This is a genomic window from Vibrio sp. 1CM23M (assembly GCF_023161755.1).
Lineage (GTDB): Bacteria > Pseudomonadota > Gammaproteobacteria > Enterobacterales > Vibrionaceae > Vibrio > Vibrio coralliirubri.
Map to the genome: position 1 here is coordinate 769,045 of NZ_JALNTR010000001.1, position 18,725 is coordinate 787,769.

General features: G+C 44.0%; 18 protein-coding genes. 3 read left to right on the plus strand and 15 right to left on the minus strand.

The window, feature by feature from the left end:
* Positions 1 to 86: 86 nt before the first annotated feature.
* Positions 87 to 1,091, minus strand: a complete 1,005-nt coding sequence (melR, locus tag MSG35_RS03195; RefSeq protein ID WP_048610301.1) for a transcriptional regulator MelR — start codon at positions 1,089 to 1,091, stop codon at positions 87 to 89.
* A 327-nt stretch (positions 1,092 to 1,418) separates the two neighbouring features.
* On the opposite strand from melR, the gene MSG35_RS03200 reads away from it, so the two are divergent.
* Positions 1,419 to 2,771 carry an alpha-glucosidase/alpha-galactosidase gene (locus MSG35_RS03200; protein WP_052879301.1) on the plus strand — a complete coding sequence of 451 codons (1,353 nt, stop codon included), beginning with the start codon at positions 1,419 to 1,421 and terminating at the stop codon, positions 2,769 to 2,771.
* A gap of 70 nt (positions 2,772 to 2,841) precedes the next feature.
* Positions 2,842 to 4,269: a melibiose:sodium transporter MelB gene (gene melB, locus MSG35_RS03205; RefSeq protein WP_248382784.1), complete on the plus strand. Its 1,428-nt coding sequence runs from the start codon at positions 2,842 to 2,844 to the stop codon at positions 4,267 to 4,269.
* A gap of 200 nt (positions 4,270 to 4,469) precedes the next feature.
* On the opposite strand, the gene MSG35_RS03210 is transcribed toward melB, so the two are convergent.
* The 9 genes from MSG35_RS03210 to MSG35_RS03250 all read right to left on the minus strand — a co-directional run bounded on the left by MSG35_RS03210 (position 4,470) and on the right by MSG35_RS03250 (position 11,938).
* Positions 4,470 to 4,730 carry a DUF5062 family protein gene (locus MSG35_RS03210; RefSeq protein WP_017061084.1) on the minus strand — a complete coding sequence of 87 codons (261 nt, stop codon included), beginning with the start codon at positions 4,728 to 4,730 and terminating at the stop codon, positions 4,470 to 4,472.
* 180 nt (positions 4,731 to 4,910) lie between these two features.
* Positions 4,911 to 5,657, minus strand: coding sequence for a phosphatase (locus tag MSG35_RS03215; RefSeq protein ID WP_248382785.1), 747 nt, complete (start codon positions 5,655 to 5,657; stop codon positions 4,911 to 4,913).
* Positions 5,658 to 5,675: 18 nt separating this feature from the next.
* Positions 5,676 to 6,410 (minus strand): nucleoside/nucleotide kinase family protein, encoded by a 735-nt coding sequence (locus MSG35_RS03220; protein ID WP_019824521.1) that lies wholly within the window; start codon positions 6,408 to 6,410, stop codon positions 5,676 to 5,678.
* 8 nt (positions 6,411 to 6,418) lie between these two features.
* Positions 6,419 to 6,937, minus strand: coding sequence for an MltR family transcriptional regulator (locus MSG35_RS03225; protein ID WP_164091097.1), 519 nt, complete (start codon positions 6,935 to 6,937; stop codon positions 6,419 to 6,421).
* A gap of 56 nt (positions 6,938 to 6,993) precedes the next feature.
* Positions 6,994 to 8,265 carry a zinc-binding dehydrogenase gene (locus MSG35_RS03230; protein WP_248382786.1) on the minus strand — a complete coding sequence of 424 codons (1,272 nt, stop codon included), beginning with the start codon at positions 8,263 to 8,265 and terminating at the stop codon, positions 6,994 to 6,996.
* Between the two features lie 47 nt (positions 8,266 to 8,312).
* Positions 8,313 to 9,719 carry a PTS mannitol transporter subunit IICB gene (locus tag MSG35_RS03235; protein WP_348983472.1) on the minus strand — a complete coding sequence of 469 codons (1,407 nt, stop codon included), beginning with the start codon at positions 9,717 to 9,719 and terminating at the stop codon, positions 8,313 to 8,315.
* 29 nt (positions 9,720 to 9,748) lie between these two features.
* Entirely contained in the window at positions 9,749 to 10,192 is a 444-nt protein-coding gene (locus tag MSG35_RS03240) for a PTS sugar transporter subunit IIA (protein ID WP_017065190.1), read from the minus strand.
* Positions 10,193 to 10,731: 539 nt separating this feature from the next.
* On the minus strand, positions 10,732 to 11,163 hold the full coding sequence (locus tag MSG35_RS03245) for a GNAT family N-acetyltransferase (RefSeq protein WP_048610000.1): 432 nt from the start codon (positions 11,161 to 11,163) through the stop codon (positions 10,732 to 10,734).
* Between the two features lie 118 nt (positions 11,164 to 11,281).
* The gene (locus MSG35_RS03250) at positions 11,282 to 11,938 is read right to left on the minus strand and encodes a QnrS family quinolone resistance pentapeptide repeat protein (RefSeq protein ID WP_017061081.1); all 657 of its coding nucleotides are present in this window, start codon (positions 11,936 to 11,938) and stop codon (positions 11,282 to 11,284) included.
* A gap of 319 nt (positions 11,939 to 12,257) precedes the next feature.
* Here MSG35_RS03250 and MSG35_RS03255 point away from each other — a divergent pair, with 319 nt between their 5' ends.
* Positions 12,258 to 12,848 carry a TetR/AcrR family transcriptional regulator gene (locus MSG35_RS03255; protein WP_248382787.1) on the plus strand — a complete coding sequence of 197 codons (591 nt, stop codon included), beginning with the start codon at positions 12,258 to 12,260 and terminating at the stop codon, positions 12,846 to 12,848.
* Between the two features lie 114 nt (positions 12,849 to 12,962).
* Here MSG35_RS03255 and MSG35_RS03260 read toward each other — a convergent pair whose 3' ends face one another.
* From MSG35_RS03260 to MSG35_RS03280, 5 genes are all read right to left on the minus strand, one after another.
* Positions 12,963 to 14,210, minus strand: a complete 1,248-nt coding sequence (locus MSG35_RS03260; RefSeq protein ID WP_248382788.1) for an anaerobic sulfatase maturase — start codon at positions 14,208 to 14,210, stop codon at positions 12,963 to 12,965.
* A 119-nt stretch (positions 14,211 to 14,329) separates the two neighbouring features.
* Complete coding sequence (locus MSG35_RS03265; protein ID WP_248382789.1) at positions 14,330 to 16,075, minus strand: arylsulfatase; 1,746 nt, start codon at positions 16,073 to 16,075, stop codon at positions 14,330 to 14,332.
* A 104-nt stretch (positions 16,076 to 16,179) separates the two neighbouring features.
* Positions 16,180 to 16,611, minus strand: coding sequence for a tetratricopeptide repeat protein (locus tag MSG35_RS03270; RefSeq protein ID WP_248382790.1), 432 nt, complete (start codon positions 16,609 to 16,611; stop codon positions 16,180 to 16,182).
* A 194-nt stretch (positions 16,612 to 16,805) separates the two neighbouring features.
* Positions 16,806 to 18,011, minus strand: a complete 1,206-nt coding sequence (locus tag MSG35_RS03275; RefSeq protein WP_248382791.1) for an iron-containing alcohol dehydrogenase — start codon at positions 18,009 to 18,011, stop codon at positions 16,806 to 16,808.
* Positions 18,012 to 18,220: 209 nt separating this feature from the next.
* Positions 18,221 to 18,664 carry a hypothetical protein gene (locus MSG35_RS03280; protein WP_017070129.1) on the minus strand — a complete coding sequence of 148 codons (444 nt, stop codon included), beginning with the start codon at positions 18,662 to 18,664 and terminating at the stop codon, positions 18,221 to 18,223.
* Positions 18,665 to 18,725 lie beyond the last annotated feature (61 nt).

The window sequence follows — 18,725 nt, forward strand, 5'->3', positions numbered from 1 at the left end:
AGAAAGAACAAGTTCGCTTGATTCTATAACAACGAAGCCACAGCAAAACGCTGTGGCTTTTGTTTTATCGAGTTGTATCAATACCGCTAACTGTCTGTCGTCGTTAATGGCCTTTTCCCATCACACGCTCCTTTCTCAAGGTCGTATAGCGGGCTGGCCCCATGACTGCTCCATCGGTGATCTTCTCTAGCTAATTTTCTATATTGAGTCGGCGTAACACCAATGTACGTTTGGAAGGTTTCATAGAATCGGCTGCTCGAATTGAAGCCCACCGTGAGTGAGATATCGAGAATGGTTCTATCCGTATCACTCAGTAAAGCACGAGCGTGGTTGATGCGCATCGCAGTAATATACTGCTTAATGGTCATCTGCATCGTTCGTTGAAATACGTTCATCGCATAGTTGCTGTGTAACCCGATATGTTCAGCGATACCTTTAACGGTTAATGGCTGATTATGGTGAGTCGCAATGTATTCCAACATCTGACTGACATAGAATTGGGAGTGTTTCGATACCCCTTTCTTAGTCGACTTATCCTGTCGATTTACCAGCAGTTGTTGCCAACCATCAAGGCAGATTCGTTTAAGCATTAAGCCAATTTCATCCATAGCCAACTGTTGACGACTTTCGGACGAATGTTTTATCTCTTGTGCCCAGCGGGAGATTTCAAACTCACTGATCAACGCACAGGAATTCGATTGCAATACACTGCCATGAGTTATCTGATTGATAAAATCCCGACTGAGAGCCCACGACATAAAATGGTGAATCGGTATGTTAATGATCCCCATATTATGGCATTGACCTGGATTGGTAAGTCGATGCGGTACCGATGCCCAAAACAAGCCAATCGATCCGCTTTTAACCACAACCGGACTGCCGTTAATGATGTACTCCACATCATCCCCAAAGGGAATATTCACCTCAACTTGACCATGCCAGTGATAGCCTGGCATGGAGTGAGGCGCTCTGAGTTCGATATCGATTTTCTCATAGGAAGAATAGAGAGAAAGCGGACTTACCGACACGGTCTCGGATGAGTACTTATCTAAAGTGATAATTCTCACCGTATCTGGGGCTGATTGCGGCATATCTCGCTCCTTAGGAAATCGTATAGCTGAGTTTTAGCAGTTCCTCGATAATAAAACTCTGAAGGCGATCATAGAGCCGCAGTACCCCAATTCATAAGATCATCACGATGTGATTAGAGTCAGTATCTTAAGTGCAAAACTCGCTTCATTGCATAAGCTCTCTCCTTAAAAGCCAGCAAGTTGTCCCATTTCCTAAGATTTTCGTTGGGTGATTTAAAAATATTAGAAAACGGGAGAGCTATTAGATTATCTGAGACGAATCGACATGGGTTCTAGGTGTAATTTATCTGCATCAACAAAGAACTCAGAGAGATAAAGGATTCCACTATGCAAAGCCCTAAGATCACATTCATCGGTGCTGGCTCAACCATTTTTGTTAAGAACATTCTTGGTGACGTTTTCCACCGTTCGGCATTACAAAACGCTCATGTCGCCTTGATGGATATTGATGAGACCCGTTTAGAAGAGTCTCACCTTGTCGTCAGTAAGTTGATGGAATCATCAGGCGCTACTGGCTCTATTTCATGTCACTTAAATCAGAAAGAAGCACTACAAGACGCAGATTTTGTCGTCATCGCTTTCCAAATCGGCGGTTACGAACCTTGTACCGTCACAGATTTCGACGTGTGTAAGCGCCATGGTCTGGAACAAACCATCGCAGACACACTAGGACCAGGCGGTATTATGCGTTCGCTACGCACAGTCCCGCATCTTTGGAGTGTCTGTGAAGATATGACCGAGGTTTGCCCGAACGCGACCATGCTCAACTACGTCAACCCAATGGCAATGAACACATGGGCAATGTACGAGAAGTATCCGCACATTAAACAAGTCGGTTTATGTCACTCTGTTCAAGGTACTGCTGAAGAGCTAGCACGAGACCTAGACTTAGATTACGCAGACCTTCGCTACACCTGCGCGGGCATCAACCACATGGCTTACTACCTGACCCTCGAGAAGAAAACAGCAAGTGGCGAGTACGTCGACATTTATCCAGACCTACTGGAAGCCTTTGAGAGTGGCCAAGCACCTAAACCGGGGATTTATCACAATGGTCGCTGCACCAACTTAGTCCGCTATGAGATGTTTAAGAAGCTTGGCTACTTCGTGACAGAGTCTTCTGAACATTTTTCTGAATACACCCCCTACTTTATCAAGCCAAATCGTCCAGATTTAATCGAACGTTATAAAGTGCCACTTGATGAATACCCTAAGCGTTGTGTCGAACAGATCGCCGATTGGAAAAAGGATCTTCAAGAGTTCAAAACGGCCGATAAGATCACCGTTGAAGAATCCCATGAATACGCTAGCACCATCATGAACTCCATCTGGACAGGTATACCGAGCGTCATCTATGGCAACGTTAAAAACGAAGCCTTAATCGATAACTTACCGCAAGGTTGCTGTGTTGAGGTCGCTTGTTTAGTTGATGCGAATGGTGTGCAACCGATCAAAGTTGGTCACCTACCAAATCACTTAGCGGCATTGATGCAAACCAACATCAACGTTCAAACTCTATTAACCGAAGCCATTCTCACTGAAAACCGCGACCGTATTTATCATGCTGCGATGCTTGATCCTCATACCGCCGCAGTACTTGGAATAGAAGAGATATACGCGCTGGTTGATGACTTGATTGAGGCTCATCAAGGTTGGTTACCAGAGTGGGTTAACAAGTAATTTCATACTAATAAAAATACAATAACGTGAATATTAACGCCTTCTCAGTGAGGAGGCGTAAGGAGTGGCAATGAGTATCTCAATGAATACCAAACTCAGTTATGGCTTTGGCGCATTTGGTAAAGACTTCGCAATCACCATCGTCTATATGTACCTAATGTTTTACTACACGGATGTGGTCGGTATTTCTGCCGCTGCAGTCGGTACTATTTTCCTCGTCGCGCGTATCTGGGATGCGGTCAATGACCCAATTATGGGATGGCTGGTCAATAACACCCGCACTCGTTGGGGTAAATTCAAGCCTTGGATTTTAATCGGCACGCTCGCCAACTCAGTCGTGCTATTGATGGTGTTTAGTGCTCACTATATCGAAGGCCCTTGGCTAATCGCTTACGCTGCTGTCACCTATATTCTTTGGGGCATGACCTACACATTAATGGATATTCCTTTTTGGTCATTGGTTCCAACACTCACCTTAGATAAGCGTGAACGTGAAGAGCTCGTCCCATACCCTCGCTTCTTTGCTAGCCTAGCTTGGATTGTCACTGCGGCTATCGCGATGCCTTTCGTGAATTACGTAGGTGGTGACGACAAAGGGTTCGGCTTCCAGATTTTTACACTCTTGTTGATCGCTTGTTTCTTGGTATCAACTTTCATTACATTGCGTAATGTGAAAGAACGTTATTCAACCGCCAACCTAGACACAACTCAACCTGAAGAAAAGGTTTCACTGAAAAAGCTACTGTCACTTATCTACAAAAACGACCAACTGACCAGTGTTCTGTGTATGGCGTTGTCTTACAACCTTGCGACCAACATCATTACCGCCTTCGCGGTTTACTATTTTACTTATGTGGTCGGCAATGAAGAGCTGTTCCCGTACTACATGGCGTATGCAGGTATCGCGAACCTTATCACTCTAGTGTTGTTCCCTAAACTTGCGAAAATGTTCTCACGCCGAGTTTTATGGGCCTGTGCATCCACTTTCCCTATCTTAGGCAGCGCGGTACTCATCTACGTCGGCATGTATGACAAACAAAGTATTCTGCTGATATCAACGGCAGGCGTCTTCCTACAAATCGGTACCGCTCTGTTCTGGGTACTGAACGTGATTATGGTGGCAGACACGGTCGATTACGGTGAGTTTAAACTGGGTTCTCGTTGTGAAAGTATCGCTTACTCGGTGCAAACCTTGGTCGTAAAAGCAGGTTCGGCATTTGCCGCTTTCTTTATCGGTATCGCCCTCACTGCAGTTGACTATGTGCCCAACGTAACGCAAAGCCCTGAAACCGTCTTCGGCATGCAATGCATCATGGTCGGCCTACCTGCTTTCTTCTTTGCCATTGCGTTAATCATCTACTTCCGCTTCTACAAGCTGAACGGCGCATACCACCAAAAGATTCAAGATCACTTAACAGAGAAATACGACCACATTACAAACGATGACTCAAGCACAGGAGAAGCTTCGAAGCCAACCAAACCAGTACAAGCAATTTAGATCCAAGTAATAAGTCAAAGAAACTGGGGACAGAAAAGTCAAAACAATCAGCACATCATCGATGCAAAAAATCCCGGAAACTAAAAAGCCTAGCGAGTAATCGCTAGGCTTTCGTACATTAAAACAATAAGTGAGATTAGGGGAAAGGTTGCCAATCATCAGTTCAAATCAGGTGAACTGCACCAGTCTTCAGAACTTCTTTATTTTAGCGGGTCATTATCCGGCAGTGCCTTATGAAGCCAGAGTGCTAAACGCTTCTTAATGTTCGCGCCATCAAGCTTATCGTCCGGTAACGGTGTGATCTGATTGACTTCAACCAGGAACAAGTACACCGCTTTAACCTTTATCGGTTGGGATGAATTTGGCAAATCAAAACCTTGTAGCTTTGCCATCTTAAAACCGACTTCAACTGCTTTTTTTACCAGCTTATCTTCATTAATGATCTTCGCGGTTTTCGACATATCATCTCCATCATCTTTATCGAATGAATACTGAGTATATCAAACCGAAAAACTCACAAGATTACTTCGTTCTCAATTTGAGGAATAGCTTTGATAAATAACAAACTCCAAATACGGAAAAGCCCAAAGTTATTAGCTTTGGGCTTTTTGATACCAGTAATCATTAACTCAACAACACACTTAATATAAGTGTGCAAATTCTTCGATTCGACTCTTACCGCGCAATAATAAAAAGTTCAAAAAGCGGGATGTTGAGGTAGTGATTATTTTGTCTTCTTCCACACCGTGCTTTTCAAGTAATGCTTTTACAAGACCCAAATGAGCAATCTCTTCACAGAAATGCGCATCAGAACCTGTAGAAAAGTAAACGCCAACTCGCTTGCCGATCTCGACAATTTTTGAGCATCGCACATCACTTCCTTTTCGGCTCTTTCCTGTCAGCGACGTATTGTTCACTTCAATCGCAACATTGTGCTCCTTTGCGCACAGCAGAACCGCTTCCATATCGAACTTGTAGTTTGGGTTCCCTAAGTGCCCTAGCACATCAACTTTGCCACTCTTAATGACGTTCATTAACGCCTGTGTATGTTCTTGTTCCGTCGATGGCTTGAAAACTGGCTCATGTAAGCTCGCAATCACCCAGTCTAAGTGTTGGTAAGAAGAGGGAGGAAGATCCAACTCTCCATCAGTATTCAATGTGTTGGCTTCCACACCACGCAAGATACCTACATCGTGCAGAAAGCGGGGCAAAATCCTTTGGTTATTGAAAAACCAGTAGTGGGGGGCTCCCGGCATTTCAGGAGCATGATCCGTTGTACAAAGGAGTTTTAGCCCCTTATTTTTCGATGCCAGTGCATTGTCGATAATGGTGCTATAGGCATGGCCACTTGCCAATGTATGAGTATGGCTGTCGACAACAATCTCCATTATGACCTCCTAAATTGTTTAATTGATTTGAAACGAACCGTCTTGATTCATGAAGAGTGTTAGGTCAGCAGGAATAGAATGGTCTAACACTTTATCGACGTTCTTTGAGTCTGAATTTTTATAGAACTCGACCGCCTCTTCTAATGTGGTACCTCCTCGCACCTTGCGGTTTACTAAGCGCTCTTCGAGGAACTTAGCGTCGGTGTCTATGAAGATGGTGAAATCAGCCAACTCATGCAATCCATTCCAAACAGGCTCGTTCAGTAACAACCAGTTGCCTTCAATCACGACAATGTCCTTGTCTACCGAGATTGCGTCATCCACAGGATCATGAAGATTTCTATCGTAATACGGCCACGTAGGATTTTTTACTTTCAGCTGTTTCAACTTATCGATCAACGAGGTTAGGTTGAACGTTTCGTGAGAGCCTTTAATGGTACGGAGTTTAATTTTCTCTTCATCACGAACGATGTAGTTTGAGTCCAATATCTCATTGGGGTAATGAAAACCGTCAAATGGCAATACCTGAAGTGGCTCAACGTTGGTTTGTTGATGGGACAAATGCTCCCAAAACGCTGCTAACGTCGATTTACCACTGCCAGGAGGGGCACACAAAAAGATTATCGTACGTTCTTTTTTCTGCTCAAAAAGTCGCGTAAATTTTTCAACCAGTGGTTTATGAATCTGTTCAATATCTTTATCAGGGAATGTCGCTTCGGTTTCAAAGCCACTCACATTTAAGGAAACTTTCATGTTCAACCTTATCCTAATATCTCTTTCTCAATACTTTCCAACAAGTTCTCGCAACAGAGTTTCAGCACTGTTTTAATCAGCGATTCGTAACGTGTTTGAGTGAATGAATCGAATGACGAGAATTTTAATTGGTTAATTGAATCTAAGTAGAAGCTATCTTTGCCTTTCGAGAGGTTTGATTGATTACTGATGAAGTCGTAAACCATGTCATCACCAAATGTCAGTACTTGCGATTGCTTACTAGTGTATTCATACATTTGGTCGAATAAGCCAATATCAGCGTAGGTTTCCAAAGAGATCTTACCCATCGCAAACATCAATTTAGAGGCGACGTCGGTTGTCACAAGAGGCCCATCTTCTTTTAAAAGAGGTACGACGGCGTACTCCATCACCAAAGCATCTTGAACAAACACGTTCGGTAATAGCTTTTTCAGTTTTTGGTTTATTAACTTATTAGACGCTTCGATCAAACTCGTCGCGGAATCACACTGTTCCAATGCATCCAATAATTCATCTTGCAACAAAATATCAATTACCTCATGAAGCTGTGGTGGCTGGCTCGCCACCACAATAATGAACCATATTAAACGGTTAAGCTCACATCATAAAATTCAAGTAGCGCTTTTTCTGCCAATTCATTCCAAACGTAATTATTGGCTTTCAAGATTTCATCAAGATCCAGGAAGAATGGAGACAGCTCTGCCAGTGTATGGAATTGGTCAATCGCTGTCAGCGGTAAGTCGATATGTGGGTAAATCAATTTCTTGCCACCCGGAATATCTAACTGATTGAGAATTGTATGCGGTGCTGCTTCTAGACCACCAACATGTGTCAGCATAAATGAAGGGTTGATTTTATTCGCTTCTGAAAGCTCAATAGACTCGACCATATCACCCGTAGAGCCACCAGAAGTGCCAACAATGTGAGTCGCTTCGTAGTGAACGTTATAGAAGTTGAATGGTACTTTGAACTGCTTGTCCGTTGGGCCAGCAAAGAAATTTAAGCAACCATCATTGCCTAGCAACTCATCCGCTTGCTCAAGCACTTGTGCAACCGCGGCATACACCATGACATCATCATACCCCTTGCCATCATTCAGCTGCTTAAGGTGTGAGACAGGATCTTCTAACTTAGCGGTATTCACATAGAACAGTTCGATACCGTTCTCTGCTGCTTTTGATACAGGAATTAGGCTCTCAGCTCGCTCTAGGCGCGCTTCGTCAATATCGGTGACAACGATTCGACTTGGTTTGACTGGACCATTAATCGAGTAGTCAATTGCACCAATACCCATAGGGCCTGCACATGCTAACAATGCAAGAGCACCGCCCTCTTTGATGCCCATTTGATGTTCATATACGTAAGGCGTTGTATGGTAGCTTGCGTGGAACGCACCAATGATGCATGACATAGGTTCAGCTAAAGAGGCATTAGCGTAGTACGAACTCTTGTAAGGCAATACACAGTCCAAGTCGATTGCTACTTTAGGGATAATTGAGTACGTTGCATTGCCGCCGAACGTTTCATAGCTATAACCTGCCGAGTAGCCCGTAGGAAGTCCCATAGCAGGTTGCAGTACAAAAGGTTCACCTGCCGTAAAACGATCTTGCAAGTTTGCACCCACTTCCACAATCACACCTGCGTATTCGTGGCCTGTCATTACGGGAACTTCAGCAATATTTTCCGGTACACGTTTATGGTTGCTGCCTAACAGCGCAGCTTTGTAAGTAGAAAGACAGATGCTGTTTGAGATATTTTTAACTAATAGTTCATCATCAGAAATTTTTGGAAGATCGAACGTTCTAAGTTGAACATCTTTTTCACCACGGATAACAGCAGCAGTTGTTTGAGTCATGATTTTCTCTCCGAAAGTGGGACCACTGAGTGGCCCCAAAATTTAAATTAAGCTTGTTGACCAATGGTGTTCATTAGGTTGTCTAATGCAGGGTCATGTAAGAAGTTCTTGATAGTCACTACTGGTAAACCCGTTGCTTTAATCGCTCGACTCTCTAGACTCTCGTGGGTCACCACCACGTCCGCGTTACTCGGCACTTTTTCGATTGCGAAGTTCTTCACTTCAACGTTAAAGCCGGCTTTTTCTAGTTTGCGTTTGAAAGTCGATGCTCCCATGGCGCTTGAGCCCATTCCTGCATCACATGCAAAGGCGACAAATTTAATGTCTTTCGCTTCTGCTTTTACCGCTGCTTGTGCTGGCGCTTTTGCTGCTGCACCTTCAGCTTTCATATCTTTCATGTCTGTGATTGATTGCTCAAACTCTTCTTCAGACTCTTCTTTCTTGCTTACTTTGAGGATTGCGCTTGCGACTAAGAAAGAAACAATCGTTGCTGTTGTTACACCGGCGATGGTCGCGAAGAAGCTGCCTTTTGGTGTTAGAGCTAAGTAAGAGAAGATTGAGCCAGGGCTTGGACCAGCCACCAGACCACCATCAAGTAGATTGAACGTTGCGATGCCTGTTGCTGCACCTGCAATCATCGCTAAAATCATGATTGGCTTCATTAGCACGTATGGGAAGTACAGCTCATGAATACCACCGAAGAAGTGGATGATGATTGCACTTGGTGCTGATTTCTTACTTAGACCTTGACCAAACTTAGCGTAAGCCAGAAGCATACCTAAACCAGGGCCAGGGTTAGACGCCACCATAAAGAAGATAGATTTGCCCGTTTCCGCCGCCGCTTGTAGACCTAGTGGGTAGTAAATACCTTGGTCGATAGCATTGTTAAGGAACAAGACTTTTGCTGGCTCGTTAATAATTGCAAGTAACGGTAGGAAGCCAGTCGCTACAAGCGCTTCGATGCCCGATTTAACGAATAGGTTCGCTGCAGTTACAGCAGGACCAACAATCGCGTAAGCAAATAGACACATCAACATGCCGAAGATGCCTAACGAGAAGTTGTTTACCACCATCTCGAAACCAGAAGGGATCTTGTCTTGTAGGCGTTTATCGATTTGAACAATCACCCAGCCACTTAGTGGACCCATGATCATTGCACCAACAAACATTGGAATCTCGGCGCCGGCAATAACACCCATAGTACCGATAGCACCAGCTACAGCACCACGCTTGTCACCAACAATCTGACCACCGGTATAACCAATAAGTAACGGTAATAAATAGGTAATCATCGGACCAACAAGCTCACCGAAATACTCATTCGGCATCCAACCTGTTGGGATAAATAATGCGGTAATGAAGCCCCAAGCAATGAAGGCTCCGATATTTGGCAATACCATGGCAGTCAGATGACCACCAAAAGCTTGCACTTTGGCTCTTATATTTGTAGACACGTTAAATTCCTTATTTTCAAAGGTTATTATTAGTAACTTTTAATAATTTCAAGCACTTCTGCTTTTGAAGAAGAAGCAGCCAGTTTGGCAATGTTTTCTTCATCAACCAGCATTTCGCTAAGCGCTTGAATAACCTCAATGTGTGTATCTGAATCCTTTGCAGCTAATGTTAATAAGACATTGGCAGGCCCCATATCAGACCCAAAATCCACCGGGTTAGAAAAGACATGAATACCAAGTCCAGTCTTTAGTACACCTGCTTCTGGGCGTGCATGAGGCATTGCAATACCTGGACAAAGAACGTAATAAGGTCCATTATCATGCGTTGACTGAATGATCGCGTCTGCGTAGTTATCGGTAACGTAGCCCTTATCTTGTAGGTAACGAGTCGTTTCCTTAACTGCATCTTCCCACTTGTATTCAGAGTGGTTAATAACATCAATTAGGTCGTGGTCAATAAGGTCATAAAGCATAATATATCCCAGTTATTCTTTGTTCGTTGTTGTTGGGATTATTATCAATGGAAGTAGAAGAATAGAGAAATGGCAATAAAGTAAGATCCAGATCACTTAAATATCAGAGTCAAACGATTAGTTATTCTCTACCTCTCATATTTGTCATGAAATTTAATTACAATTTTATTATTAACAACAAGTCAATAGTTTAAATTTGATAGTAATCCCAGTTATAGGATTTAAATAAGATTACACAAACGTGATAAAGATCCATTTATACGTATTGACCAAGTATTAATTGTGATGATGGTTACATTTAATTTGGGCGTTTGGGTAATGTTAAGCGCTAAGATCAGTGACCAAGATCCCGTATGAAATACAAACACCACCGCTTTGTAAGTGAGTAACACCTCGTTCACGCACCTATTCAGATCTGCCTCATATTGGATAATTTGGTTATCATTGGTTCAGATACGGAAAAGCCCAAAGTTATTAGCTTTGGGCTTTTCTTCTAGCGACTGTGGTTGATTACAACCGAGTGATACGACAACCGAGTCTTACAGCGTCATATGCAGAATTGGAAATGGTTTTCCCATATCATCAAGTGGTGAGCGTGATTCTACTTTAAACCCCATGTGCTGATAGAAGCCTACCGCTTGTGGGTTTTGCTCATTGACGTCAACTTTGGTGGCTGCTAGCTGCTCAATCGCATGTTGCAACAACACCGAGCCCACCCCTTGTCCTCGAACTTCATTCAAAACAAAAAGCATTTCAATCTTTGCTTCATGGACGCCCACGAAACCAACAATCGAACCATTTTCATTTTTCACGCATTTCAAAGAAACCGCAGGGAACGCATGTTCCATGATGATGGGTTTAAAAAACTCAATATCCTCTTCTGTAATAAAGTCATGAGTTGCTCGGACCGAATTTTCCCAAACATTAAGCATTTCGGCGTAATCTTCAGGAAGCACACTTTCTATAGTCATAATTTTCTCTAGATTGAACTGAATATAAACATGTGCAGCCGCGAGCCCGTAGTTTGCAGTGGTTAGAAAAACAAAACAACCGTCTTCCCTATTCGATTTACTGATTTCACAAGCTCTATCAATCAGGCATTACCACAATACCCATGGTTTCAAGCAGTTGCTCTTGCTGCCAAGCAACGATTTTAATACCCGATGTGTCTACCTTGCGAGGATCTAACCCTTCTAATTCAGCATGGCATAAATTAGCACCTTGCATACTGAATTGCCCCCATACATCTTCCGAGAACACACCTCGGCTGAGATCAGACTCTTTCAGTGACGCGCCGCCAAGGTAAGTGCCTATCCAACGGTTCTCAAACAGCTCACACTTCTCTAAACAAGCTTGTTCAAAATTGGCGTATGACAGATTACAGCCCGTAATATACGCAGAGCAAAAGTACATTCTATTGCTTACCTGATTGGCAAAGTTAGCGCGAGTAAAGTTCGCCCCTTTCAGGTCGCATTCACGTAGCTCAATCCCATAGCAATTCGCATTACTAAAATTCGCCATCGCCAACTGGCAATTCTGGAAGCTTGCATCTCGTAAGTCGGCAACATCAAAGTGGCATCCCTCAATATCGCCTTGTTCAATAAACTTACAGTTAATAAACGTTGCGTCACGTAAGTTCGAACGTCTGAAATCACAACGGATAAACGTACAGGCTGTAAATGTAAGCTCTGATAAGTCTTGCTGAGCAAAACTGTGGTGATGATAAGTGCTGTTATTAGTGTCCATTTAGCCCCCTAAAGAAATTAAGCTAAGACTATCATTGCGATCTCAAGAAGACACCAAATTAAAAACCAACAAAAACAGCAACTTAAAACACCCCAATTTAGCCATTTTAAGGCACCAAACAAGCCCTATAAGGTTGTTATTTTCGTTTTATAGCATGCGCTTAACTTGAAAAAAGTTTTATCGCTTAGAAGTGTAAGCAAGAGAAAAATCAATTTGACGAAACGAGTCAATTATTGACCGCGTCCTAACGCGCTAGACTGGACGGTTGGTATGTTGCTGGTTACACTATTCCTCATTCTCAGCATAAAGAGTAAGAACAATGAAAGACATGCGACAAGCTATGCTCGATGCAGGGTTTAGCCTTATTAATGAACACGGGTTTGCTGGTGTTGGCCTGATGAAAATCATCAACCAAGCGGAAGGCACGAAGGGTTCTTTTTACCACTACTTTAAATCCAAAGAACACTTTGGTGAGATCCTTCTTACTAACTACTTTGATGAGCATCTCGCTAAACTGGATGACTTTTTAAGTGATGAGTCGCTTTCTCGTCGTGACCGCGTTAAAGCCTATTTCGAGTTTTGGTGTGCGTCGAAACTGACTGAAGACTTCAATATCCAATGTCTTGTCGTAAAACTGGCGGGAGAAGTAGCTGGATCTGCTAATCCATTGCAATCAACCATGGCAGAAGGCGCTGAAAAGATCATCCTGCGTATGGCGAAGCTGTTTGAAGAAGGCAATGAGGCCGGTGATTTCACTATCGCAGAGCCAGAATCGCTATCTCGAACGCTTTATGGTTTATGGCTTGGCTCAACGCTCATGGCCGCTATGCAGCGTAACCGTTCGATTCTAAACAATGCCATGGATGAAACCATTCTTGCCATGAGCTCGGCACAAGAATCAGCTGACTAGATACCCCCGTTACCAGAAACTAAATACTAAATACTAAATACCAAAAGGCTCGCACAATTTAGCGAGCCTTCTATCTAACTTAAATCTTGATTGAATCCATTCACACCTACTCCGTTACCCCAGACGAGACGCAATATTATTGGCTTTGAGTAAGCCCTTAATAACCAGGTCGATATGCTTGAAGAAGCTCAGCCAACCTTCACAGAGATAATTTAACCCCGCCTCACCATCTCGGCTTGTGATGATACGGTTTTTGGGGCATTCGCCATGACATGCGAATTTAAACTCACAGGTTTGGCATTGTTTCGGCAGAGACTTTTGTTTGGCGAACCCAAAACGCTGCTGCTTTGGCGAGAAGGCTAAAGTTGAAAGTGCTTGCTCCTGAATATTACCCAGCTGAAATTCAGGAAATACATAATGGTCACATGAGTACACATCACCATTGGGCTCAACCGCTAACCCTTTGCCGCAGATCTCACTCAAGGTGCACATGGTGCTTTCTCTGCCCATCCATACACCGACAAAATTTTCAAAGTACGGCACTAACACCCGACCAAAATCATGTTCGAACCATTCGTCAAAAATGGTAGTGAGGAATTGTCCCCATTGCGCAGAACCGACACTCCACGGTTCAACCTCGCCTGATACGGGAATGATCGCTTGTTGGTTGCTCAACCATTTATTGTTGGTGTGAGCTTCGCGCTTATCGACCACAGGTATAAACTGCAATTGCTTCGAACCCACTTCATCGCGTAGAAAGCGATAGACCTCTAATGGATACTTTCCTGTCACATCATTCACGCAGCTTAGAGTCGCGAACTCGACGTTATGTTGTTTCAAGTAGCGAATGCCACGCATTGTTTGAGAAAAAGTGCCTTTGCCTGCACGGTTAGTTCGGTAGTGATTATGTAGGTGCTCTGGTCCATCAATACTGACGCCGATGATAAAGTCATTGTTCTTGAAGAACTCGCACCACGCATCATTCAATAACGTGCCGTTGGTTTGAAGGTCATTGCTGATCTTGCTGTAACTAGGACAATATTTTTTCTGCAGCTCAACGACCTTTTTAAAGTACTCAAGCCCCAACAAGGTAGGCTCTCCACCATGCCAAGAAAAGATGATTTCAGGCGTATTCTGCCCTTCTATATATTGCTTGATATAACGCTCTAACAGGACTTCATCCATCGTATATTGAGAGCCTTTTGGGTATTCAAGCAGCTGCTGTTTCTCTAGGTAATAACAGTAGGTGCAACTGATATTACACACCGCCCCAATCGGTTTTGCTAGCGCTTGAAGCTTACTGTGTGCTTTGCCATTGAACTGCGGAATTGAACTCAAATTTGATAGCGATAATGTCGTCATGAAGAGTGCCTCGATGTAAAAGTTATTGTATTAGCCAAAACAATTCGTAATTCCTTTACACGGTGTTCATCGGCCAACCAAGCTTGATGGCATTAGGTTGGCCGAGTGGTTCATTTCCTCTATTTCACGTTTTCAAACGGGTTCCACGCTTCGTCAACCGGGACGATGTTTTGCGCTTTTTCGTACTCTTGATATTCAGCGACCATTTCAAGGAACAGATCTGGCATTTGATTTCTCAAGTCATGTTGCTCAGCAGGGTCTTTCTTGGTGTTGTATAAGTGCCATTCACTGTCACCGCCCATACCGGTAGAGATTCGGATGATCTTGTAATCACCTTTGAGCAAAATCCCGCTACCAAACAATTCAAATGGAATCGCATTATCGGCACTGTGCACCTCTGCCGTTTCACCTTTGAAGTAAGGCAACAAGCTCACGCCACTCATCGGCGCTACTTCTCGACCTTGATATTCCGTTCCTGGATGCTCTACCTCTGCAATCTCGAGAATCGTGGCTGCAATGTCTTTCACTTGGGATAAGTCGTCTGTTTGAGTTCCCGGCTGTAACGCATCTTCACCTTCTAGAAGCGCTTTGGCAGGCTTAACGATAAACGGCACACGAATACCGCCCTCTGCTGTGTAAGCTTTGTACCAAGATAGGCCGCCGGTTGAAGCGCTTGCCCACTCAGGACCAAGTGACACACTGGAGCTCGCCTTACCTAAGTTTTCGGTCGAATTATCGAAGTGATGAGCGGTCCACGTTCGGATCAGGTCACTGATGTTTTCACCGGTAATATCCGCCGCTTCTGGGCCGTTATCCGCTAGATACATGATGTAGGTATTATCGTATTCCCCGATTTCTTTCAGATAATCAACTATCTGACCGACTTGTTGGTCCTGCATTTCCATCATGCCCATCGCCACAGCCATTTTCTTGCCGTACCACTTTTGTTCTTTCTCAGAGAGCGAGTCCCAAGGGCGGCTTAATGAATTACGTCCTGAAATCTCAGCCTCTTTAGGAATCACGCCCATCTCTTTCATGCGTTCGAAACGATCTTCTCGAACCGAGTCCCAACCATGTTCAACGTAGTAATCGACTTTATCTTGATAAGCAGATTCAGGCGCTTGCAGTGGCAGGTGAATACCGGTGAATGGGACGTAAGCGAAGAAAGGCTTACCGTCGTCTTTTTTGCTGTCGATCATCTTGATGATCTCGTTGGTGTAAACTTGGTCTGAGTATTCGCCTTTGTATTTATCCTCAACCACTTCACCGTTGCGGTAAGTTGGCTCAACTTCAACACCTGGAATATCGCCTTTTTGCAGCGCATCCGCTGTCGCAGCGTTTTTGGCTGGGAACATCATATCTCGGTTAAAGTGATTCGAACCGCCCGCTAAAATACCGTAACTCTCACCAAAACCGCGATCATCCGGTAAAAACCCATCTTCGTGTCCCAAATGCCATTTACCAGAGAGGTAAGTGTTATAGCCGCTCTCTTCAAGCAGCGTGGCGACCGTAACACCTTTCTTGGTGAGGTAACCTTCATAACCCGGCTTACCAATCGCGCCCGGATAGACGGCATAGTCGAAGGTACCAAGCCCAACCTCGTGGCTGTTTGCTCCGGTTAGCATCATAGAGCGCGTTACCGATGACGTTGGGGACGCGTGAAAGTTAGTAAACTTAACCCCCTCTTCAGCCAGCGCCATTAGGTTTGGGGTATCCGCTTCTGAGCCATAAGGCTGTGTATCTGCAAAGCCCACATCATCGCCAACAATTACAACAATATTCGGTTTTTCTGATTCAGCCGCAAGAGCAGCACTGCTTGCCGCCGCCATTGCCGTGAACACTAAAGATTTCTTGAATGTCTGCATAAGACGTTCTCCAATTTCTGTGATTAATTTTTTATGATTAATTTTTTATGATTAACTTTTTCTGTGGTTAACCTTTCTGTGATTAACCTGAGTTAGGATTTGAATTAGTGCGCGGCTTGCGACATCCAATGTAATAAGTCGAGCGCAGGGTCATACTCTTGAGCTGCTGCCATGCCTATCCAGATGACAGCTTCCGCTTGGCTGGCTTGAACGCCACTTCCAGAGATATACATCAACCCAAGCTGCGTTTGAGCTTCAGGGCTACCGTTATTGGCTGCGGTGACGAACCACTCCGCGGCTTTTTCATCATTCTGTTCTACGTCCTCTCCGCTCAGATATAAGTAAGCGACAGAGAGCTGGGCATCCAATTGCCCTTGGTAAGCCTCATCCAACAATTGCACGACATCTTGATGCTGCTGCGATTGATCCATGGTGGCTGCGTTCTTAGAGCTTTCGCTTCCAACGCTTGCTTTGGCAAAAAACAGAGCAGCCAAAACACCAGTCAGAATCACGGTAGTTAAACGTTTATTGATCATTTATTTCCTCCTCGGGAATAAAGGTCACAACGTCCCTGTTGAATGAGTTAGGTAAAAAGTAGGAATGGCGCGATGATGCACAAGCTTGATAGCAATACGTTTTCAATTTTCATAATTGGCTCTCGAGTAATAGTTGTGAGTGAATCAAGGACTGAACTAAATGGTCATAAAATTCAGTCAATTAAGACAAGGACTTAAATCGCTTTCTCAATGATGGTTTCAATCGCCTGTTTCGAGATTGGGTAGAACTGAAAGCAGATGTCTTTTTCAATCGCTTCCGCAATGTTGCTCTTCTCTTGCTCATCAAAGTCCCAGCTGCTGAAACGCTTCATCGCGCCGACACTGGTTTGGAAGTTGTTTAAGAAATCCAACACTCTCTGATAAACCATCTCATCGGTTCCCGCCGTGTCGACCGAGAAAGCTTGAGCTAACTTCGCCGCATTCGGCATATAGAATTCAGGCAGCGCTTCAATCACAACCGGCATCAGTACCGTGTTGGCATCGCCATGTGGAATGTGGCTAATCGCACCAAAAGCGTGAGCACAGTTATGAATCGGAATACCGCCCAAAGACGAATAGAAAGCAGAGATCGCCATGGTGCTCGCTTGAAGAAGATTGCCGCGTGCTGTTAGGTTTTCTGGCTCTTTAAGTGCCAAGGGTAAGTTTTCAACAATCAGTTTTGCAGCCTGAATGCCGTAAGCGTCGGTGAATGCATTACTCATTGGCGAGACAATTGCTTCAACAGCGTGTGTTAGTGCATCCATGGCGGTAGAACGAGTCAGGTGAGCTGGCAGCTTAGTGGTAACGGTTGGATCAAGAATCGCGATATCAGCTTCCAATCCCGATGCGACTAGGCTTGCCTTAATATTTTCATGTTCGTTGTAAAAAACAGCAATCGGAGAGGCTTCTGCGCCCGTACCAGCCGTTGTCGGAACAGCAATGTGGGGCACTCGAATATCTTCATTGTTTGGCCACACATCCATATGACCGCCGCCCGCAATCACGGCGCGAATGTCATCTATCTTCTTATGAAATGCGTATTTCACACCTTTAGAGGCATCAATCACGCTGCCGCCACCAACAGACAAGATCGCATCAGCATTGACGCTATTTGCAAACTCAATGGCTGCGTTGATGTTGTCGCAAGTCGCGTCTGGCGCGATATCGGTGTACACGCCAACAAGCTGGACAGTTTGTTGGCTCGCTTCCTGATTCGCATTCTGGTTTACAAACAACGCCGAGAACTGCTCAACAAAGCCAAGAGACTCCAAACCTTTATCAGAAAAGAGCACGACTCTTTGCGCACCTAAGCGACCAAACAGAGAAGGGATATTTTCAATGCCGTTCTCTTGAGCATGAACAATGGTTTTAAGTTGAAAGTTAAAATTATTGGTTGTCATGGTGTTTACCTCATTTCTAGTTGATGACTAAACAATAACCAAAACAAACCGGTCGGTCTAGAGTGTAAATGTCAAAGATATGTCAATTAAGATCTTTATGGATCATTGCCCCAAAACGAAAAAAGCCCGCAAGTGCGGGCCGTAATAATAAGTAAGATATTGATAATTAAAGAAGTGTCATTGACTCACCCTGAGCAACTCACAAACGATTAACGAAGGTGAGCTGGGACCTTACTCTTATCTCTAGTGAGGTAGTAGTACAGATAAACCAAAGAATAAACGGTCACAAATCCATCGAGCGCAAACACGCCGCTCCAGCCATAGAACCACTCATAATCGTTGATACACACGTTGTATAAGAAGATGCCAACAAACATCGACTTCTCAAATGCGCTGTAAATCATGGTCGAGGTTCGCAGCGATTTGTACTTCGCCGAAAACATCAACAACACACCAATACAGCCAACCATCACACCCCAGTGCTGATAAGTCCCCAGCAAGTACTCTTTGTTTTCCATCATGGTGTCGTTGTACGAAAACAGCGTCTGCATACTCCAATCAGGTGCGAGGAAAGTGGAAAAAGCCGTCGCCGTTAAGAAACCTGTAATCATCAAATACGATTTGATCGTACGTTCAAAAAAACGTTCCAACATAAAAGTAACCTCTTAAAATAATTTCGTGAAAATAACTTTTTGAAAAATAAACAGTGTCATA